The organism is Daejeonella sp. JGW-45, from assembly GCF_029360805.1.
Taxonomy (GTDB): Bacteria; Bacteroidota; Bacteroidia; order Sphingobacteriales; family Sphingobacteriaceae; genus Daejeonella.
Window position 1 is genome coordinate 446,731 of the sequence record NZ_JARKNC010000008.1, and the last position, 17,429, is coordinate 464,159.

A 17,429-nucleotide genomic window follows, 5' to 3' on the forward strand; every position below is an offset into this window, starting at 1 on the left:
GCAATCGACTTGCATACATGTAACCTAACACGTAAAAATGGAGCTTTTATTTTACCATAAATTTAACTTAGGGAAGATCGCTAATAAGTTAGGCTATAGCAGCATCGCTCATCTTTCAGCTCAGTTTAAAAAAGTTACAGGCTCAACTCCTTCTCTTTTCAAAAAAGCCAGAGCCCCTAGACAAGCGATAGATTCGATTATTTAACTGTTCCCTCAACCCAACTAATAATGACAGAACTGTATATAAAGAATATGGTTTGCCTATGCTGCATTCATATTGTTAAAATGGAGGTAGAGAAAGCTGGCTGTACGCCAATAGCCATTGACTTCGGTATTGTAAAAGTTAAGGAAGATTTAACTGATAAAGTCTTAGATGAAATTTCTAAAAAACTTCAAAAATATGGATTAGGCCTGATAAATACATTCAAAAGCATTATTGTCGAGAAGATAAAAACTATTGTAATACGATATATTCATTCAGCCGATATCCTCCCTTAAAAAATTGACTGGTATAATATAATTTCAGGGCAACTGAGTCAGAAATACTCGCCGTACCAAATAACTAAACTATTTCCTATTGTCGAGGGCGTTACGTTGGAGCATTTTATTATTATCCAAAAAACAAAGCGTGCAGAGGAATTGCTATTCCAAAACGAACTAACTCTTACCGAAATATCAAAAAAACTAGGTTATGCCAACTTACCTCATTTGTCCGGACAATTCAAAAAAGTTACTGGATTTACTCCCACACAATATAAAGCAAAAAGAGTAGAAAGGGCTCGAAAAACTAGTCGCTCTAAACAAGGCTCCACTGTCATGTAAACCAATATAATTCTTTGCCTGATTAAATATAAAAGTTTCTTATGTATTAGAAAGGTGATGATGCATTATAACTTTCCTGTATTTATTAATACAGAATTAGTGATAAGATTCACTGCTTTATGTGATCCTAATCATATAAAGCAGCTACTAGTATTTATACATTTACTAATAATTTTACTCTTGTGAAGAACTTTGCAGTTTTCATATTGGCTCTTTTATACATCACCACATCTTCTGGTGTAGTGATAAACATGCACTATTGCATGGGAAAATTGACTGATTGGAGCATATCACAAAGCAAAGATGTCGTTTGCTCAAATTGCGGCATGAAAGAAAGCGAAAGTAATGGCTGCTGCAAAGACCAACAACAGTTTCTTAAAATTGATAAAGATCAGAAAACTCCCAATACGTCTTATCAATTAGCACAGTTTGCATCTGATGCTCTAATCCACAATTATTTCGAATTAAGTGCTGCACATGTTCCTTCATTAATGGAAGAACACCCGCTTGTAAAAGCACCTCCCCGAGTTCAAAATTTACCTCTTTTCATTCGTAATTGCGTTTACAGGATATAATCCTTGCGACTAAAGGATAAAAGGGGAGCAATTTAGGTTTGTAGATAATAACAAATACAAGATACTTAATCCCGCCAACGGATTACTAATTTTTGCCTACAAGCATTCGCCCCACTCCCCCAAGAAACTGCAAAATATTTTCCAATGTACTATTCAGTATATATGGATTTTTCACACCACAGTCTCTGCCTAAAACAAAAATTAAAATAGCATTTCTGTGGTTATGATCCTTTTTAGATCGCACCAACCTTTTATAATATCAATAAACATAAAATGCTTTCGCGAATAGCCATTCAGGTATATGCTTACATCAAACATTAAATGCAGATGAAATGATCGAAAAAATTATCACCTGGTCAATTAATAACCGATTTTTTGTATGGTTAGGGATAGTCATGATTGCCATTGGCGGAATATATTCCATCAAGAACATGCCGGTTGATGCGATCCCTGATCTTTCTGAAAATCAGGTGATCGTTTACACAGAGTATATGGGCCGTAACCCGAAGATCATGGAAGATCAGATTACATATCCACTGGTTTCCAATTTACAGGGGATTCCGAAAATCAAATCTATCCGGGCCGCTTCCATGTTTGGTATGAGTTTCATCTTTGTCGTGTTTGATGATGGAGTTGATGAGTACTGGGCCCGTACCCGTGTTCTTGAGCGACTAAATTATGCTCAGCGATTTTTGCCGCAAGGTGTTACCCCTACGCTGGGACCGGATGGAACTGGCTTAGGCCATGTATTTTGGTATACATTAGATGGAGATGGTTATAATCTTGGAGAGTTGCGGGCATTACAGGACTGGTATGTAAAGTTTGCACTGCAGAATGTGGATGGGGTAAGTGAAGTAGCCTCTTTTGGTGGGTTTCAAAAGCTTTACCAGGTAACCATTGATCCTCATAAGCTAATCTATTATGGGGTACCTTTAATGGATATTACCCGGGCTGTAACTGCAAATAACCGGGATGTGGGCGGAAGTCTTTACGAAATGAATTCCACCGGCTACCTGATCCGGGGACAAGGTTATATAACCGGCCTTGAAGATATAAGAGATATTTCCATCGGTACATATAAGTCAATTCCTGTTCTGCTCAGTGACGTTGCCGATGTTCAAATGTCAGCTGATTTAAGATTAGGGATAGTGGATGAAAATGGTGAAGGTGAGGTAGTAGGCGGCATTGTAGTCATGCGTTTTGGTGAGAATGCAAAGGATGTAATAGAGCGGACGAAAGTAAAGATGCAGGAGGTAGAAAAAGGTCTACCTGTCGGTGTAAAATTCAAAACTGCTTATGATCGAAGTGATTTGATTTTGGCATCTATAGATACCTTGTCCGAGTCGTTGTGGCAAATGATCGTGATTGTTTCCATTGTAGTAATTGTTTTCTTATTCAGCATCCGTAGTGGTTTGATTGCCATTGTCTGCATCATTTTATCTGTACTTATAGGATTTATCTTGATGCAATTTTTTGGGGTGACCTCTAACATCATGTCATTGGGTGGAATTGCCCTTGCTATCGGAGATGTAGTAGACCCTGGGATAGTAATGGCCGAGAATGCCTACCGTTCGCTAACAAACCGTGTTTTAAAAACTCAAACCGAAGATTAGTATGTCAGCAGTTAAAATAGAAAAAGTAAAGGAGCGGATCGGCAATACAAATGAAATTTCCGATGAAGAACGTGTGGAAATTATAAGGGAATCTTCAAAAATGATAGGGCGCTCTGTGTTCTTTTCAGTCCTCATTATGATTATTTCATTCGCACCAATTTTATTCCTTACCGGGCAGGAGTTTAAAATGTTTAGCCCCCTTGTTCTGACCAAGACATTTTCACTTATTGGTGCCGCTATCCTTGCAATTACTGTTGCTCCCATGTTAACGCGGACGTTTATGAAAGGAAAGCTTATACCGGAGAGCCGTAACCCGGTCTCTAACTTATTTATCACCCTTTATAAACCCGTTGCCCGTTTTTGTCTTAGCTGGCGCAAAACAATTCTAGCTGCATGCCTGGCATTGCTGATTGGAAGTATTCCATTAGTAACTAACCTGGGGTCAGAATTTATGCCCCCTCTCGATGAAGGTTCTTTACTGTTTATGCCTGTAACACTTCCCGATGTTTCCAATTCTGAGGCCAAAAGAATTATTCAGTTACAGGATAAAATTATTAAAAGTTTCCCGGAAGTAGAGAATGTACTGGGAAAAGCAGGCAGGGCCAATACAGCTACTGATAACTCACCGATAAGCATGATTGAGACCATAGTGATCTTAAAACCAAAGGATCAGTGGCGGAAGGGAATGACCAAAGCAAAGCTGATTTCAGAAATGAATGAAAGAGTTCAGATACCCGGTGTCAGTGTTGGATGGACCATGCCTATAATAAATCGGATAAACATGCTATCTACTGGTATCCGGACAGATGTTGGGATAAAAATATACGGCAAAAACCTCGATAGCATATACAATCTTAGCCGCCGGGTCGAAAGCACTATTAAGGGAATAGAAGGTTTGGCAGATTTGTATGTAGAGCAGCTTACGGGAGGCAAATATCTCGATATAAAAATACGCAGGCGTGACATAGCCCGCTATGGCCTCAACGTAGACGATGTAAATATGGTCATTGAGAGCGCCCTGGGTGGGATGATCCTGACCACAACCGTTGAGGGAAGGGAACGCTTTAATGTTAACCTTCGGTTAGCGCAGGAATACAGAAATGATATTCATGAAATTGAACGAATTCCAATTCAAACCACGAATTATGGAGTAGTTCCCATTTCTGCCGTTGCCGATGTAAAAATTACGGAAGGCCCGCCTATGATCAGTTCTGAAAACGCTATGCTGAGAGGAACCGTGCTGTTTAACGTCCGCGGACGGGATATGGGAAGTGTAGTAAAAGATGCGAAAGAACGGATTGATGAGGCTTTTAAAAGGCTGCCGCAGGGTTATTATATCGAATGGAGTGGACAGTATGAAAATCAGGTGCGAGCCAACCAACGCTTAAGCATCATCATACCCATCGTTTTTCTGATTATTGCTTTTATCTTATTTATTACTTTTCATTCCTATAAGGCTGTACTCATGGTCTTTGTGAGTATTCCAGTGGCTCTGATCGGGGGTGTCTACTCTTTATACTTTTACAATGTCAATTTCTCTGTGGCAGTTGCTGTAGGGTTTATTGCCCTCTTTGGTGTGGCCGTAAGTACCGGTGTACTCATGATCTCTTATCTCAATGATACCGTTAAAAAATTGGTGCAGGAAAAAGGGAACAATCCACAAGCCATCAGTCTTCGGGCGCTTAAGGAAGCTATTTTGTTTGGAGCTACCCAGAGAGTGCGGCCACTCCTCATGACAGTTCTGGCGAATATCCTGGGTTTGATACCCGTGCTGGTATCAACAGGCACAGGAAGTGACGTAATGAAACCCATAACCATTCCCTTTGTATTTGGGTTAATTACGGCAACTCTTTTTGTATTGATTGTTCTGCCGGTCATTTTCAATCTGGTAAAAGAGTGGGAATTAAAAAAGAGTGGGAAACTCGAAATTATGCAAATAAGTGAATAAACAGCTTATATGAAACCTATATTATCCATATTACTTAGCCTGGTGCTTACAGTAAGTTCTATCAAAGCACAGGATACCGTTCGTCTTTCTCTGCCGGAGATATTCAAAGAAGTTGATAAATCCTATCCGCTATTACGAGTTTATCAAAACCGGATCAATAGTATAAGAGCTCTTGCCGAAGGTGCCAAAAGTTGGATGCCGCCCACTCTTTCCGTGGCAATTGACAAGTTTCCCTATCAGTTAAGTATGATCAGGGAAAAATCCCCTATGAACCAGGCCGGCTTCATGTTTTCAGCTCAACAAATGATTCCAAACGCTGCGAAACTCAATGCAAAAAGAGACTTTATTCTTTCGCAGCAGGACATATCCAGCAATGAAGCCGAATGGGAAAAAAATGTTCTTCATTATTCTGCCCGGCTTTACTACTATCGCCGTTTCACTGCTGAAAGGAAATTAAAGCTGGTGAATGATTATGAAGGGCTATTAAAGATGCTTATCAAAACAGCAAGGGATAAATACGTTTATAACCAGTCTGACCTGCCTTCCATCTTTAAAGCAGAAGCTTCTCTTAGTGAGTTGAAAAATATGGAAACCATGTTACTTTCACAGGTTGCCGAAAGTACTATCGGGATTAATACGCTATTGAACAGGGATGTAAATACCCCGTTTGCAATTGATTCACTTTTACAGCCAACAGATTATCAGGCCGATTTTGTGAATACTGGTGATACGACGTCTCTAAACCGCAGCGATATTCTTGCAACTGAAAGCCGGATACGTTCCATGCAAAGCAGCCTTCGGTTGGCTGCCACAGGTTTGAAGCCTGACTTTGGCATCCAGTTCTCTCACGGGCAGATGTTTGGTATGCCTAACCAATTTTCCCTAATGGGCATGGTTACGATCCCCATTGTTCCCTGGTCGTCGCGAATGTATAAGTCCGAAGTTCGTTCCATGAATTTCGATATTGAAGCCATGCAAAACGAACGGTCAACCATGCGTTTAATGACGAGGCAAATGATCCGCGAAAAAATCACTATGCTCAACTTTGAGAATCAGCAGCTGAGAAATTTCGATATCAGCATTTTACCCGCTTACCGAAAAAATCTTGAAAGTAACCTCCTCGCCTATCGTCAGAATACCGGTAATTTTTTTGTGTTACTGGATGCCTGGACCATGCTGATGATGAAAGAAATGGAACGCATTGATAAACTCGCGCAGGTGTTTGCCATTCAATCAGAATACGAATACCAACGGGAAAAAAAATAAGCCATGAAAAAAAATATTCTATATACGATCAGGCAGTATTCACTTGCTGCATCTGGTTTCATCATGTTGCTGCTTTTGGCTTCCTGTAGTTCAAACGGGAATCAGCAGGAACATGAAGGAAGCCATACAACTGAAACCGATACCGTGGCCGGAATGAATAAAGATTCACAGATGAAAGACCATTCTAATATGGACCATTCAAATGAAAAAGCCGAAGATCATCAACAGATGGAAATGCAGCCAGCCCGGGATACACTGGATGAACTTTACCTGAGTGCGCTGCCCGCCAATCAAAGCGTTATTTCAAAACAATCGGCCGTACCAGTGAAAGACAGTATCCAGCAATTTACAATTACCGGACAAGGTTACATCACGTTCGACCCAAGGAGAAACCGGAAAATTTCTGTGCGCTTCGGCGGACGAATAGAACGCCTTTACGCAAAATACAATTACCAGTACGTACGTAAAGGAGAAAAGATCATGGAAATATATAGCCCTGACTTAAACACATATGTTTCTGAATACATTTATATACGCCAGAAAAGCAATGATCTGGAATTGATGAAAAAAGCAAAGCAAAAGTTATTACTTCTCGGCCTTTCCGATGCCCAGATTGCCCAAATTGATAAAAACCCTGCTGCCCCATTTACCATATCCATTTACAGTCCTTTTGAGGGCTATGTGCTATTTAATCCTTCGGCGTCCAGTAGCGGTATGACTTCTTCTGGTCCGCAGGGAGGCATGGGTGGCGGAATGAATAGCGGAGCGGCCGAATCCACAGGTACCGCCAGTACTTCGTTAGACGATAATTCTATCAGGGAAGGAATGTATGTCAGTAAAGATCAAACGGTTTTTTGGATCAATGATTTCCAAACCGTATTGGGCGTCGTCGCCTTTTCACATGAAAACGAAAAGATTGCAAAACCCGGATTAGATGTTGTAGTAAAAAGTGAACTTTTTCCAGACCAAACCTTTCGGTCAGTTGTCCGGATGGTAGAGCCGGTTTACAGGGGTGCTCAGAAGTTTACACAAGCCCGCCTATATTTTTCCAACCCAAATCGAAAGCTCAAACAAAACTCTCTCATCAGGGCCAGTGCTTTAGTTAATTCGGGCTCTCTGATTGTTCCTGCAAGCAGTGTTTATCATGTGGGAAGCACCGCAATCGTTTGGGTCTTAAAAACAAAAACTAAAGATGGGAGCAACGTTTTTCAGGCAAGAGCAATAAGAACCGGCAACCGAAGTAACGAATACATTGAAGTATTAAAAGGATTGAACAGTAGCGAATTTGTTGCTAAAGATGCTGGCTACCTGGCAGATAGTGAAACCATAATACAATATTAAATTATGAAACGGAACAATATAATAATCATAGCGATTGGGGTGATGGTTTTGTGGGGAATATTTTTAACGGCTGCATGTACGAATGACAAAAAGGTGGCTGAGCAGGAGGAACATACAGAGGCACATGCCGCTCCTGACTCCTCTGGTAAAGAGATCTTATCTCTTACCGACCAGGATGAAAGGCATGCAAATATTAGGATTGATACCGTCAGGACAAAATCAATGGCGGAATTTTCTACGGTATTGGGAACTGCTAATTTTGATCAACGAAAACTCACTGTAATTACTTCGCGGATTCGTGGCAGGCTTGATAAATTATTTGTAAGAAATCCGCAGCAATACGTAAGGGAAGGAGAGCCAATTTATGCCATTTATAGTGAGGAACTCATAGCATACGAAAATGAATTGCTGACTGCCATTCAAATGAAAGCGAACCCGAGTGATTTAAAGGTATCATTTGACCAGCTTATTGAGGCAGCCAGGAAAAAATTGTTTCTGCTGGGACTAACCAACTTTCAAATTGAGCAAATAGAGAAATCTGGTGTTGCCTCAGCCCTGGTTACCTTTTACAGCCCGGTTTCCGGCACCTTAACGGACTTGCCTGTAAGCGAAGGGCAATATGTGGAGGAAGGTACAGCCATGTTCAGTATTGCTGATATGTCGCGACTTTGGATAGAGGCCCAAATGTATGTTAATGAATTGAAGTGGTTAGATGGCGGGGCAGCCATACAGGCAGAATTTGACGCGTTGCCAGGAGAAATATTTACGGTTGTGCCGGTATTTGATAACCCAAGCTTAGAAGCAGACAGTAAAATAAGCCTCGTGAGATTTCAGGTCGAAAATCCTACTAATAAATTGAGGCCTGGAATGATGGCATATATCAGCATCAAAAGGAATGAGAAAAAGACTATGGTGATTCCAAAGAGCTCGATAGTGGTTGGCGAAATGATTTCTGCCTGGGTAAAGACCGCAAAAGGAACGTACGAAAACCGGATGATCCAGTTGGGCATTCAGAATAAAAAAGAAGTAGAAGTGCTTAGCGGTTTAAAAGAAGGCGAATTAATAGTAACCAATGGCGCTTACTTGCTCAACAGTGAGTTAATACTAAAAAAAGGAACTGGAATGCCGGGCATGGAAGGAATGGATATGTAGGGATTAATAGTCTCTAATCAATCAGCTAGCATAATATTATGTCAATCCCTGAAATTATAACGACAGAAACACCTTGGACTTCAAACTATGAAGCAGCGTTGAAGCAGCTTCACGCTGATCCTGAACATGGACTGTCAGCAGCAGAAGCTGTCCGCCGTCTTGACCTTTATGGATATAACAGGATTGAATCCGGAAAAAAGATTAACCCGTTAATGATCATGGTTAATCAGTTTATCAGTCCTTTTATGTTGTTGCTGGCAATTGCGGCAGGGCTTTCGTTCTTCTTTCAGGAGTGGCTGGATGGTATCGCCATTATGGCTGTTATTGTGATCAACGCAGTCATCGGGTTTTTTATGGAATTCCAGGCTGAACGTTCTATGGAGGCGCTGAAAAAACTTACAATAGTTCCTGCGAGGGTACTAAGAGATGGCAGGTTATCTGAAATACCTTCGGAAGAATTGGTGTCCGGTGATATCATATTTATAGAAGGTGGAGATATGGTGACTGCGGATGCCAGGGTCATAAAATCAACTCAGTTACAAACCGATGAATCTGCTTTAACCGGCGAGTCTCTGCCCATTGAAAAGAATGTGTCTGTGCTGCCGGAAAAAACTCCACTTGCCGAACGTTATAACATGCTTTACAAAGGCACGTTTGTTACCAATGGCAATGCCTATGCACTTGTGGTCCAAACAGGCATGCATACAGAATTGGGCACGATTGCCAGCATGGTTCAAAAGGCCGGCCAGGCAGCAACACCGCTGGAGAAAAAGATCCGGTCGTTTAGTAAAAAACTGATCTGGATGACGGTGATCCTGCTGGTTATCATCTTTATCGCTGGGATTATAAACGGTCAAAATTTAGTGCAAATGATGGAAACGTCCATTGCACTGGCTGTTGCAGCTATTCCGGAGGGCTTGCCTATTGTGTCAACATTAGCCCTGGCGTTTGGCATGTTGCGTATGGCAAGGCACAATGTACTTGTTAAAAAATTATCATCAGTGGAAACGCTGGGAGGCACCAATGTAATTTGTACAGACAAGACAGGAACGCTGACTCAAAATAAGATCGAGGCTGCCTTTATTCAAATCAACGAAGGCGCATCAAGAATCAATCTGGATATTGCCGGCGCTTCCATTAAATGGATGGATGGTAATGAAATTGAAGATAGAGCAGCTTATGATCAGCTATGTTGTATTGCCGCTTTATGCAACACGGCTACTTATTATTCTGAAGGTGGTACTGAAAAAGAGTCGGGTGACCCTATGGAAGTAGGATTACTAAAAATGGTCTATTGCGGACACACCAAACAGCTGGACTATATTAAAGAATATCCCAAGCTGGATGAAGTTCCATTTTCTTCTGACACCAAAGTAATGGCCACATTTCATGGTAGTAAACAAGGATATTATATCGCGGCGAAGGGAGCAGTAGAAGAATTGCTGCATTCCTGCACATCGGTATTAGAGGGTAGTGAAGTGGTAGCTCTTGATGAGTCGAAAAGAAACAACTGGCTAAATTATGCCGAACAAAGGGCACAATCAGGTTTGCGAATGCTTGCTTTTGCCTACCGTAATACCAGCGAAAAGGAAAGCTATTTCCTGCATCAACTAACCCTGGCAGGTTTAATTGGTTTCATTGACCCTCCCAGACCCGAAGTTTCACAGGCCATTGCGGAATGTAAATCTGCGGGAATTAAAGTTGTAATGATAACCGGTGATCATCCTGCCACCGCAAAGAATATTGCGCTGCAGTTAGGTCTGGCTAATCAGGAAGATGAAGTGATGCATGGCAACGCTATGAAACCCTATGCGGAGCTTACAGCAGAAGATAAAACGAAGTGGCTGAACACATCGGTCTTTGCAAGAGTTAGTCCGGCACAGAAATTAGACCTGGTGTCCTTGTATCAGGAAAAGAAAATGGTGGTTGGCATGACTGGAGATGGTGTAAACGATGCACCCGCCCTGAAGAAAGCAGATATAGGAATTGCCATGGGACAAAGAGGCACACAGGTAGCTCAGGAAGTGGCCGATATGGTGTTAAAAGATGATGCCTTTTCATCCATTGTACTTGCAATAAAACAAGGGCGGACCATATTCGACAATATCCGGAAGTTCATCATTTTCCTGCTTTCATGCAATATGAGTGAACTTTTTGTTATTGCAACGGCAGCTATCCTAAACTTGCACTTTCAGCTTTTTCCGATACAAATACTTTATATAAATCTTATAACGGATGTATTGCCGGCGCTTGCCCTGGGTGTTACCAAAGCCGCTCCGCACATCATGGAGCGTAAGCCGTTTTCCTCTTCTGAACCCATTATTGACAGGGAACGATGGAAGGCTCTTTTTGTTTATTCGTCTGTAATTGCTATTGCTACAATAAGCGCAGTGTTTGCAAGCCATGGATTATTGCACGCTGATGAAGCCTGGAATACGGATTTATGCAATAACATCCTGTTTTATACCCTTATTTTTTCACAGGTACTACATGTGTTTAATATGTATTTCGAAAGAGGTGTGTCCTTCTTTAAATCAGAGGTGTTTACAAACCGTTACGTGTGGTACGCTGTGTTTGCCTGTACGATTCTGGCCCTTTCAGCATACTGGATCCCAGCGATCCGCGATGTTTTGAAAATAACCATTCATGGCTGGAAAGACTGGAGCATCATCATTGTATTCGCATTCCTCTCACTTTTGATTAATCAACTTCTGAAACGGTTAAAAGTTATTATTTAACCCGTGAATATATGTCAAAATTAACAGAAACATTAAATGCTTAAATTAACAATAACAAATTCTCGAAATTATGAAACACTTTCTTTGGATGATTATCGGATGCGGTATTCCTTTACTGCTCATTTTTTTTGCGCCGGCGCTGGGCCTTGGTTCCGACACTTCGCTGTTCATTTTTATCATCTTTATGTTTGCCTGCCACTTATTGATGCCTATGCATTCTCACGGCAATCACAACCAAAAGCAACAGAATTCAGAAACTACTAAACCAGAAAATCATGAACACCATTAATGTAAGAAAGTTTGGCTTTGCAACAGGATCTACCGCTGCCCTGCTGTATGTGGGTTGTATTTTGGTAATGACCACCGTAGGTCAAAGTGGAACCGTGAAATTTTTTAATAGCATTCTTCATGGGATAGACACGACGTCTATTATCCGGATGAACGTTTCTTTTTGGGAAGCATGTATGGGGGTCATTGAAGTTTTTATTATCGGCTGGCTGGTAGGAGCCTGCATTGCTGCTATTTATAATATCAGTTCAAAATCAGTATGATTTAATAATTAATGGCAGATACTTAAAATATGGAAAGGAAAAATGGAAAACCAATCTAACGTTGTAAAATATAGATATCTCGGAATCAACACACAAAATGAAAGGGTGGTATATATGCATGAGAACTGCCACATTTGTATTTCAGAAGGCTTTGAAGCACTTACCCGAATTAGAATATCGACTCTGGCCGGCTCAATCGTAGCAAGCCTTAATGTGATAACATCAAATCTTTTATTGCATGATGAAATTGGGTTGTCTGATGCCGCGGCAAAGGAACTGAATGTTTCCCCAAATGAAACCCTGTATGTTTCACACTTGGAACCTATTGAATCTTTGGGCCACGTACGGGCAAAAATCTACAATCAGAAGCTGGGCTATAGGGCGTACAATGAAATCATAACGGATATCGTTCAGGGCAATTATTCCAATATCGACCTGACAGCATTTATCACCGCCTGTGCGGGAAACAGGATGGATCTTGATGAAATCACAAGTCTTACCAAAGCCATGATTACTTCAGGTACGCAATTGCACTGGAACCAGGAGATTGTAGTCGATAAGCATTGCATTGGGGGCTTGCCGGGCAATAGAACAACGCCCCTGGTAGTTGCCATTGTTGCTGCTTTTGGCCTTACTATGCCCAAAACCTCTTCCCGGGCTATTACCTCGCCTGCCGGCACTGCAGATACCATGGAAGTTTTTACCAATGTGACACTTTCTCCCGAAGAAATAAAAAAAGTAGTAGCGCAAGAAGGAGGATGTATAGTTTGGGGAGGAACCGCTCAGTTAAGCCCTGCAGATGATTTATTAATAAAAATCGAGAAAGCGCTGGATATTGATAGCGAAGGGCAATTGATTGCTTCGGTACTCTCAAAAAAAGCAGCGGCGGGATCCACGCACGTTGTGATAGATATTCCGGTAGGTGAAACTGCAAAAGTGAGAAGTACAAAAATGGCGCAGGAATTACAGAATCACATGGAAACCATAGGGAATGCAATTGGATTGAATGTCAAAGTAGTAATCACAGATGGTACGCAACCTGTGGGAAGAGGAATTGGTCCTGCTCTTGAAGCCCTCGATATCTTAAAGGTGCTGAAAAATGAAGCGGATGCACCTAAAGACTTGACAGAAAGATCATTGCTTTTAGCTGGAGAACTGTTGGAGCTGTCTGGAAAAGTCGACTCTGGAACTGGATATCAAACAGCGAGGGAGCTGTTGGAATCTGGTAAAGCCTATAAAAAATTTATTGCTATTTGCGAAGCGCAGGGTCACTTTTCACAACCTGTTTTAGCACCTTATAAATTCGAAGTCAGGGCCAAAAAGTCAGGTATTTTAAAAATAATCGACAACAGAAAAATTGCAAAACTCGCCAAGCTTTCGGGCGCGCCTACTGCTAAATCTGCAGGGATCCTTTTAAATGCCCGTCTGGGAGAAAATATTGAAAAGGGCCAGTTGCTATTCACTATCTATGCGGAATCCAAAGGCGAGCTAAACTATGCTCTGGAATATAAGAACTATCACGACAATATTATAACCGTAATCTAAAAACCGTATTATGAACACGATATTATTAAGCCTTCCGGGAAACGAAAATCTCACAGTGCTTTTAGCAAAAAAACTGAATGCCGAAGTTGGCGAAGTAACCTTTCGTAAATTTCCAGACGGAGAAACCTATACTCGTATCTTGTCTGACGTAAAAGACAAATGTGTGGTACTGATCTGTACTTTGCATGAACCAGACGAAAAATTGTTGCCGCTTTACTTTTTAAGCCATACAGCAAAATCACTGGGTGCGAAATGTACCTGTTTGGTAGTCCCATATCTGGCCTATATGCGACAAGACAAAGTTTTCAATGAAGGTGAAGGGATAACCTCTGGTTTTTTCGGAAAATTGATTTCAGGTTTTGCCGATAGCATTATTACAGTTGATCCTCACTTGCATCGGATAAGCTCTCTGGAAGAAGTTTATGACATTCCAAACAAGGTTGTCCGTGCAGCAGATGCTATTTCAGAATGGTTAAAGCAAAACATCGAAAACCCGGTTCTTATCGGTCCCGATTCTGAAAGCGAGCAATGGGTTTCAGAGGTTGCCAGGAATGCGGGAGTCCCATTTACGGTCCTGCAAAAGGTACGTCACGGCGACCGCGAAGTGGAGGTTTCTGTCCCCGAGGTTGATAAATACAAGGATCATACCCCTATTTTGGTAGATGACATCATCTCAACCGCCCGTACAATGATTAAAACAGTGGAGCATTTAAAAAATGCTGGAATGAAACCCCCGATATGCATAGGTATACACGCGGTTTTTGCGGGCAATGCCTATCAGGAATTACTGGATAGCGGAGTGAAAAAGATAGTAACCTGTAATACCATTCCACATCCTTCCAATGAAATTGATTTGAGCGATCTTTTGGCTATTGGAATAAAGAAACTAATGCACTAATAGAGAACTAGCCTTCTTGATGGGGTAACGTTCAAAATCAGTCCGATCTAAACATCTTTATTATGGACAATTAAAACCACTTATTAATATGGAAAGAATTAAAGTAGCCATCAATGGGTATGGCGTAATAGGCAAACGGGTTGCCGATGCGGTAAAGCTGCAGGATGACATGGAGCTAATGGGTGTTTGTGATGTTGTTACTGACTGGCGCATCAAAATGGCTGTAAGAAAAGGTTATCCTGTTTATGGTTTTGACCTGTCATTCAGTGCCAGAATGAAAGAAGCCAGTATTCCAGTGATAGGGAACCTGGATGAAATGTTGCATGCGGCAGATATTGTAATAGACTGTACGCCAAAAAAGATTGCGGCGCAAAACATTCCGAAATACAGGCTAATGGGCAAAAAATTCATTGTTCACGGAGGAGAAAAACATGAAACCACGGGTCACTCTTTTGGTGCTGAAAACAATTATGAAACTGCCATCGGACGTGAAAGCACCCGTGTAGTTTCGTGCAATACCACTTCTATTGTGCGTACGCTTACAGCATTAAAAAACGCCGGATTACTAGTAAAAGCAAGAGGTACATTGCTTCGAAGGGCGACCGACCCCTGGGAAAGTCATTTAAGTGGTATAATGAATACGCTGGTTCCTGAAAAAGACATACCCAGTCACCAGGGGCCGGATGCACAAACTATTGACCCTTCTCTTGATGTAATAACGGTTGCTATTAAGGTGCCCGAAACGCTAAGCCACCTGCACTACTGGAATGTGCAGCTAACCCGTCAGGCGTCAAAAGAAGAAGTATTACGGGCTTTCGGTAATTCCACAAGGATAGCGTTGATCAATTACAGCGACGGGCTGCCTGCCAACAATACCTTGAAAGAACTGATGCTGGAAATGGGCCGACCGTATGGCGATATGTACGAAGTAGCAGTTTGGAAAGATATGCTGAAAGTACAGGGTGACGAATTGTTTTATGCTTACATAGTGGACAATCAGGCTATCGTAATCCCTGAAACCATCGACGCTATCCGTGCATTGACAGGAATAGAAACAGAGGCTGAAAAGTCAATACTAAAGACGAATGAAAGCCTGGGCATAAAACAAAGTTTCTATTAACCAGCGCACTTTTAAAGAAAACGCGACATGAAAAACTCATTTTACCGCATATTATTTTTCGCGCTGCTTTTAATTCCATTCGCTTCAATGAAAGCTCAGGACAAAGCAATGTTGATTGCGCAAATAGAAGGCAAAAAGATAACAAGAGAGAGCTTTGACAATAAAGGAAAACTTACCGGGAAGCAAATATTCACCGCCGGCAAAATGACCAAAAGGGGGGAGAGTTTCTTTATAAATATCAAATCGGAACTTTATGACGAAGCACAGAAGTTAGAAGAAACCTATACGACCAGTTACGAGTGCCGCGCGGGAGAAGCCGACGTGCTTTTATCGGTCTTTGCAATCAATCCCAAAAAGAGGAAGGTTAGGGTATCTGTAAAATCCGGAGATTTTAAAAAGTTATATGCTTTAACGGCTAACGATATGATACGAAGTATGAGCCTGACGATGTATGTGGAATCAGGGATTCTTAATTTTCTTGGTTCAAAAAACAATGTAGATATTACGAATCGAGTGCTGACAAAAGAAAACAATAACCTGAAGATTACAGAAAAGATTTCCATTAAGGCTTATTTGATGGGCCTGCGGGTAAGAACAATTAATTATAATGTAACGGAATATTTAACACTTTCAGGTTCATTACAGAAGCAGGTGTTTAGGCAAACAACTGGAGATTATTTTACTGTCACCTATAAATAAAATAAACTTATAATGGCAAATGAAAAAACATCAAACCTTGAGAGAAAGTACTGGCAGAATATTCCGGAACTATTAGGGACAAATGCATCTTTCTATTTAGATCACGTTTGTGAAAAAATACCCAAGAATGAATTGCAAACCCCCGGTATGGATGGTCTTGACCATGTATTTGGAAATAGCAATAGAAATCCACAAGTCCTGCGGAGCCTTGCCCAGCTGTACAATAACGGGAATCTTGGGGGGACGGGTTACTTAAGCATTCTGCCTGTCGATCAAGGTATTGAGCATAGTGCCGCTTTTTCATTCTATAAAAACCGGGACTATTTCGACCCCGAGAATATAATTAAACTTGCCCTTGAGGCAGGTTGTAACGGTGTGGCATCTACGTTTGGAGTATTGGGGTTGAACGCCCGTAAATATGCCCACAAAATTCCGTTTATTGTAAAAATCAATCACAATGAACTACTTAGCTACCCAAATACCTATGACCAAACACTATTTGGAAAGGTAAAATCGGCCTGGGATATGGGAGCTGTTGCCGTGGGTGCAACCATTTATTTTGGTTCAAAAGAAAGCAACAGACAGCTTAATGAAATAGCAGAAGCCTTCGAAGAAGCACATAATTTAGGAATGATAACTATCTTATGGTGCTATACCCGCAATAATGCTTTTGAGACTGAAACGGAAGATTATCACGCGGCAGCAGATTTAACAGGACAGGCCAACCATTTGGGCGTGACCATCCAGGCGGATATCATCAAACAAAAACTGCCGACCAACAATTTCGGATTTAGAGAAATAGGATTTGGAAAGTATGACGATGCCATGTATAAAGCGCTTACCACCGACCATCCTGTTGACTTATGCAGATTACAGGTGGCCAATTGCTATATGGGCAAAATAGGATTGATCAATTCAGGAGGCGGATCTAAAGGTGAGTCTGATTTAGTTGAAGCAGTTACCACAGCCGTTATCAATAAACGAGCAGGGGGGATTGGGTTGATTATGGGGAGAAAGGCATTTCAAAAACCATTCGCTGAAGGGATTAAATTAGTCAATGCGGTTCAAAGCGTTTATTTGGACGGCAAAATTACAATAGCGTAAAGTATGCAGCTTCTTAAGCTATTTTTAAAAAGCATTGCCGAGGTCAAAACCAATTCA

Annotated in this window: 16 protein-coding genes; all 16 read left to right on the plus strand. The window is 41.3% G+C overall.

The genetic code is table 11. The features are described 5' to 3' along the window. Nucleotides 1–37 precede the first annotated feature (37 nt). Nucleotides 38–205 carry an AraC family transcriptional regulator gene (locus P2W76_RS11500; RefSeq protein WP_276347983.1) on the plus strand — a complete coding sequence of 56 codons (168 nt, stop codon included), beginning with the start codon at nt 38–40 and terminating at the stop codon, nt 203–205. 80 nt (nt 206–285) lie between these two features. Further along, nucleotides 286–498 carry a hypothetical protein gene (locus tag P2W76_RS11505; RefSeq protein WP_276347984.1) on the plus strand — a complete coding sequence of 71 codons (213 nt, stop codon included), beginning with the start codon at nt 286–288 and terminating at the stop codon, nt 496–498. 587 nt (nt 499–1,085) lie between these two features. Next, a complete protein-coding gene (locus tag P2W76_RS11510; RefSeq protein ID WP_276347985.1) occupies nt 1,086–1,397 on the plus strand; it encodes a hypothetical protein in 312 nt (103 codons plus the stop codon). Nucleotides 1,398–1,729: 332 nt separating this feature from the next. Then, nucleotides 1,730–3,010, plus strand: a complete 1,281-nt coding sequence (locus tag P2W76_RS11515; RefSeq protein ID WP_276347986.1) for an efflux RND transporter permease subunit — start codon at nt 1,730–1,732, stop codon at nt 3,008–3,010. 1 nt (nt 3,011) lies between these two features. Then, nucleotides 3,012–4,958, plus strand: a complete 1,947-nt coding sequence (locus P2W76_RS11520) for an efflux RND transporter permease subunit (RefSeq protein WP_276347987.1) — start codon at nt 3,012–3,014, stop codon at nt 4,956–4,958. A 9-nt stretch (nt 4,959–4,967) separates the two neighbouring features. Continuing rightward, the gene (locus P2W76_RS11525) at nt 4,968–6,224 is read left to right on the plus strand and encodes a TolC family protein (protein WP_276347988.1); all 1,257 of its coding nucleotides are present in this window, start codon (nt 4,968–4,970) and stop codon (nt 6,222–6,224) included. A 3-nt stretch (nt 6,225–6,227) separates the two neighbouring features. Continuing rightward, the gene (locus tag P2W76_RS11530) at nt 6,228–7,565 is read left to right on the plus strand and encodes an efflux RND transporter periplasmic adaptor subunit (protein WP_276347989.1); all 1,338 of its coding nucleotides are present in this window, start codon (nt 6,228–6,230) and stop codon (nt 7,563–7,565) included. 3 nt (nt 7,566–7,568) lie between these two features. Then, the gene (locus tag P2W76_RS11535) at nt 7,569–8,717 is read left to right on the plus strand and encodes an efflux RND transporter periplasmic adaptor subunit (protein ID WP_090699823.1); all 1,149 of its coding nucleotides are present in this window, start codon (nt 7,569–7,571) and stop codon (nt 8,715–8,717) included. Between the two features lie 38 nt (nt 8,718–8,755). After that, the gene (locus tag P2W76_RS11540; RefSeq protein WP_090699826.1) at nt 8,756–11,455 is read left to right on the plus strand and encodes a cation-transporting P-type ATPase; all 2,700 of its coding nucleotides are present in this window, start codon (nt 8,756–8,758) and stop codon (nt 11,453–11,455) included. Between the two features lie 70 nt (nt 11,456–11,525). After that, on the plus strand, nt 11,526–11,744 hold the full coding sequence (locus P2W76_RS11545; RefSeq protein ID WP_090699830.1) for a hypothetical protein: 219 nt from the start codon (nt 11,526–11,528) through the stop codon (nt 11,742–11,744). Next, entirely contained in the window at nt 11,731–12,006 is a 276-nt protein-coding gene (locus P2W76_RS11550) for a DUF5676 family membrane protein (RefSeq protein WP_090699833.1), read from the plus strand. Before P2W76_RS11545 ends, P2W76_RS11550 begins: the two co-directional genes overlap by 14 nt. Before the next feature lie 42 nt (nt 12,007–12,048). After that, entirely contained in the window at nt 12,049–13,551 is a 1,503-nt protein-coding gene (locus P2W76_RS11555) for a thymidine phosphorylase family protein (RefSeq protein WP_090699835.1), read from the plus strand. 10 nt (nt 13,552–13,561) lie between these two features. Beyond that, nucleotides 13,562–14,449, plus strand: a complete 888-nt coding sequence (locus P2W76_RS11560; protein ID WP_090699838.1) for a ribose-phosphate pyrophosphokinase — start codon at nt 13,562–13,564, stop codon at nt 14,447–14,449. Between the two features lie 88 nt (nt 14,450–14,537). Continuing rightward, a complete protein-coding gene (locus P2W76_RS11565) occupies nt 14,538–15,569 on the plus strand; it encodes a type II glyceraldehyde-3-phosphate dehydrogenase (RefSeq protein ID WP_090699842.1) in 1,032 nt (343 codons plus the stop codon). Between the two features lie 27 nt (nt 15,570–15,596). Continuing rightward, nucleotides 15,597–16,268, plus strand: a complete 672-nt coding sequence (locus tag P2W76_RS11570) for a hypothetical protein (RefSeq protein ID WP_276347990.1) — start codon at nt 15,597–15,599, stop codon at nt 16,266–16,268. 12 nt (nt 16,269–16,280) lie between these two features. Continuing rightward, nucleotides 16,281–17,372, plus strand: coding sequence for a class I fructose-bisphosphate aldolase (locus P2W76_RS11575; protein ID WP_090699847.1), 1,092 nt, complete (start codon nt 16,281–16,283; stop codon nt 17,370–17,372). Nucleotides 17,373–17,429: the final 57 nt, after the last annotated feature.

Coding starts and splice junctions, on each gene's coding strand:
- P2W76_RS11500 (WP_276347983.1), top strand. CDS start 38: ATGGAGCTTTTATTTTACCATAAATTTAACTTAGGGAAGATCGCTAAT.
- P2W76_RS11505 (WP_276347984.1), top strand. CDS start 286: ATGGAGGTAGAGAAAGCTGGCTGTACGCCAATAGCCATTGACTTCGGT.
- P2W76_RS11510 (WP_276347985.1), top strand. CDS start 1,086: ATGGGAAAATTGACTGATTGGAGCATATCACAAAGCAAAGATGTCGTT.
- P2W76_RS11515 (WP_276347986.1), top strand. CDS start 1,730: ATGATCGAAAAAATTATCACCTGGTCAATTAATAACCGATTTTTTGTA.
- P2W76_RS11520 (WP_276347987.1), top strand. CDS start 3,012: ATGTCAGCAGTTAAAATAGAAAAAGTAAAGGAGCGGATCGGCAATACA.
- P2W76_RS11525 (WP_276347988.1), top strand. CDS start 4,968: ATGAAACCTATATTATCCATATTACTTAGCCTGGTGCTTACAGTAAGT.
- P2W76_RS11530 (WP_276347989.1), top strand. CDS start 6,228: ATGAAAAAAAATATTCTATATACGATCAGGCAGTATTCACTTGCTGCA.
- P2W76_RS11535 (WP_090699823.1), top strand. CDS start 7,569: ATGAAACGGAACAATATAATAATCATAGCGATTGGGGTGATGGTTTTG.
- P2W76_RS11540 (WP_090699826.1), top strand. CDS start 8,756: ATGTCAATCCCTGAAATTATAACGACAGAAACACCTTGGACTTCAAAC.
- P2W76_RS11545 (WP_090699830.1), top strand. CDS start 11,526: ATGAAACACTTTCTTTGGATGATTATCGGATGCGGTATTCCTTTACTG.
- P2W76_RS11550 (WP_090699833.1), top strand. CDS start 11,731: ATGAACACCATTAATGTAAGAAAGTTTGGCTTTGCAACAGGATCTACC.
- P2W76_RS11555 (WP_090699835.1), top strand. CDS start 12,049: ATGGAAAACCAATCTAACGTTGTAAAATATAGATATCTCGGAATCAAC.
- P2W76_RS11560 (WP_090699838.1), top strand. CDS start 13,562: ATGAACACGATATTATTAAGCCTTCCGGGAAACGAAAATCTCACAGTG.
- P2W76_RS11565 (WP_090699842.1), top strand. CDS start 14,538: ATGGAAAGAATTAAAGTAGCCATCAATGGGTATGGCGTAATAGGCAAA.
- P2W76_RS11570 (WP_276347990.1), top strand. CDS start 15,597: ATGAAAAACTCATTTTACCGCATATTATTTTTCGCGCTGCTTTTAATT.
- P2W76_RS11575 (WP_090699847.1), top strand. CDS start 16,281: ATGGCAAATGAAAAAACATCAAACCTTGAGAGAAAGTACTGGCAGAAT.